Source organism: Parendozoicomonas callyspongiae (assembly GCF_023502345.1).
Lineage (GTDB): Bacteria > Pseudomonadota > Gammaproteobacteria > Pseudomonadales > Endozoicomonadaceae > Sansalvadorimonas > Sansalvadorimonas callyspongiae.
The window spans coordinates 1-3,207 of sequence record NZ_JAMFLX010000067.1 but is presented as its reverse complement, the minus strand read 5'-3'; the positions used below and the strand labels follow the sequence as shown (position 1 = coordinate 3,207).

The following is a 3,207-nucleotide window of genomic DNA, read 5'->3' as shown; positions in this document are numbered from 1 at the left end:
AATCTTCCAATGAAATTGGAACCATTTGCAGAATGCATGACTTCATAAAATGGGGAAAACCAAATGGGACATCAAGAGTTAACCATACATCAAGAGAATATGAAAATAACTTGTATTTTTTCCCTTTAAAAGAAGATTTTTTCTTCAACAGTGATAATAGTGCACGCTTGTATTATATAAAGCTCGAGCACAGAAAAGATATTAGAGCAATAGTAAAAAAAACTAAAACAAATAAAAGAGAATATGTAATCAAAAAACCCTTCCGAGACTTTATGGAAGCTTATATTAATATATTCATTGAGTATACAGGCGCAAGAAGAAGACCCAGTGCAATGTATCAAGCACTATTATACCTTGAGTCATCATTACGGTGCATTCACAATGGAGATAATAATCCTCTTAATGTCAATTATACTACAGTAAAACATGCGGAAGACTCAATTCACAGTAGTAAACATTCAAATAGTTATAAATATGACATATTATGTGCGTTAAATATGATTCTTTCCCTAATGGGTTCTGGTTACCACTCAAAATCTAACTCACTGTCAAACTTTGGATTCAACCTAGTACGTGAAGACTTTGTAATAAAATCACCTAAGCACTACATCACGAGAAAAGCCCAAAAGTATGATCATACTCTAGGAAGATTGAGTATCGAGGAGCTGCTTTGTCTTGTTCAATGTTTTACAAAATCAAAGAAAATATTAGGAAATAATCATTATACTACCTACATTTCTGCAGTTAGTTTACTTCCTGTCATATTATCAATGAGAATATCTGAATTTACTGATTTTCGTGAGGATTTTCTCCACGAAACTGGCTCGACTTATTACGTACGAATCTATAGATCAAAAATTGACAGACATCAAGATATCCCTTTAACAAAGGATATGGCTCGAATAGCAAAATCTGTTGTTTCTCACATAAAAGAATATTCTCAAGAACCACGAAAGGCTATATCTCACTACTTGAATCAAGCACCTAGTAACATTAATGACATATCTGAACTTTGGATACCTGAAAAACTTCAACCAATGTTTGATAATAAATACATCGAAGTTTCTGTTGTTAAAGATATCATTCTTGACAGGCAGGGTGATGACTTAGATTACTTTTATTTCAACTTCATAAAGCGGAATAATTTTACACAATACGTGCTTCTTGAGGTCAACAACAACTCTAACGCAATTCTCGTTGATAGGGCACATATTAAAATCCCATATCATCATTTTTATCGGAGTCGATTGTCTTCATTTTATATGGAAGAATTTATTGAAGAAAAAAACATCAAGTATGTTACAACAAAAAAAATAAACATCAAAAGCAACTTTGGATTTATTGCTTTGAAATCACTTTTAAAAGTTGTAGATGATATAGAGTACGAGACAATAATCAAAAAAATACCTATTTATAAACCATCAGCTTGCATACTATCTTCAGAATTAAAACAACATCTTTTTAAAGAAACTACTTCCAAACTCGCATCCTACTTTCCACACTGGCCATTTGCAAGATCGAATAAAGCTACAAAGGTAAGTGATGTTTTGTGTCTTGAGTTTGCGGCAGTCATAGGTTCTAACAAAAGAAGACGCTCTTGGTGGATACCAAAAACAACTCAAGAGAGTCAAGTTTCTCATGCTATAAATCGTAAGCCAGGTAACTCAAGATATAACGTACCCAAATATGAAGAGCATGGGTATATATTTTCCGACTTAAATATAAAGCTTAGTAATGGTAAATATCCGTCAATAAAAACCAACTCAATTAGAAAATTCCATCAAACAAATGCACTACTGGCTGGTGTTAACATCTTATTCTTGGACGAAATGTCTGGAAGACAATCAGGTAGACAGTCCGACTTTTATGACCAGAGGACTGCAAAGGAAATTATATCATCTTCGATAGAATATTTTGATCCAAATTCAGATTTTGATATTCTCGGGCCTATTTATGAAGAGTCGAAAATAACTATAGTAGACCAACAGTCTTTCATTTATGACAACTGTACACCGAAGCAAGTAACAGAAATTGGTGGTTGCTCCCTTGACTGGTCTTTAAATCCGTGCAAAAACTTTGGGAATTGTTGGACATGTGATAAACACATCTGGCAAAAAGGAGATAAAAAAAGGCTATCTAATATTTTATTACAAAAAAAATCTGTTGAGCAATCTATATCATTAGGAAAAGAGAAACTATCTCAAGTGGTTGTTAAAAATCCTATACAAAGGATACTTACCCAATTTGAAGATCAACTTTATAGAATTAATGAAATTATTAATATTGAGAACGACTCTTCAATAAGCAACGGGGCAATCGTTACTTTTTCAAGTTCAAAAAATAGCCTTAGTCAACCAGACCTCATCAATAACGTAGTTGACAACAATGATCAAAATGATACTTATAAAAATATTTATGATGACTCATTCATTCTCGAGGACTATTAATATCATGAGCATGAAAAAAATCAGTCAACATGATCTGTACTCGATTGTACAAACCATAAAGAAATGGGATTGCGATAATAAGCTCAGCTGGGAATCTCTAAGAGTACAATTATCAAAAACCCTGCACCATGAAATATGGTCTCGGCAAGCTCTATATTCACATCGAGATATTAGAGACTCATTTCATGATAAAAAACGCGAAATCAAACAATATTTATTATTTAAAAATAACAATAATTCTCCAAAAGAAAAGCTTCTGTCTGAAAATATTAGATTAAAAAATGAAATTGACTCTCTGGAGAAGAAGCTAAATGATTTACAATTAAGATATGTACAACTCACATATGCTCTTTCCCTACAACCAGGTTGGTCAAAAGAGTTTCTTGATTGGGAGCTTCCAAATAATACAAGAACTCAGTCTAATGAAATATGATAGGAAGATACCTCATAATATGAGCAGAGATTGTAGTGTAGATAAGCTATCTACACTACAAATCTATCTATTTAATAACAACTGAACTGAGCAGAGCATAATTTCACTCAACTCAGAGCAGTCAACGATCACATTGTAGTTGTTTGCTACCTAATCTTTAAATTGTATGTTTACAATCAAATTGCTTACATTTCTTTCAATTCAATAGAAAAATTTCTACATCTAAACAGTCATTAATGAGTCATTCGTTCTCCTGACAAGCTCATCAAAAAACCTCTGGCACTTATCAAGCTCGTCGCGCTTTACTATAGCTGGGCTGTTAATATG

Annotated in this window: 2 protein-coding genes; both read left to right on the top strand. The window is 32.7% G+C overall.

Going from position 1 to position 3,207, the window contains the following annotated elements; all coding sequences use genetic code 11:
* Window positions 1-2,447: hypothetical protein (locus M3P05_RS20215; protein WP_249701938.1), on the top strand; the 2,447-nt coding region annotated here is incomplete at its 5' end.
* 4 nt (window positions 2,448-2,451) lie between these two features.
* Window positions 2,452-2,880, top strand: coding sequence for a hypothetical protein (locus M3P05_RS20210; RefSeq protein ID WP_249701937.1), 429 nt, complete (start codon window positions 2,452-2,454; stop codon window positions 2,878-2,880).
* Window positions 2,881-3,207: the final 327 nt, after the last annotated feature.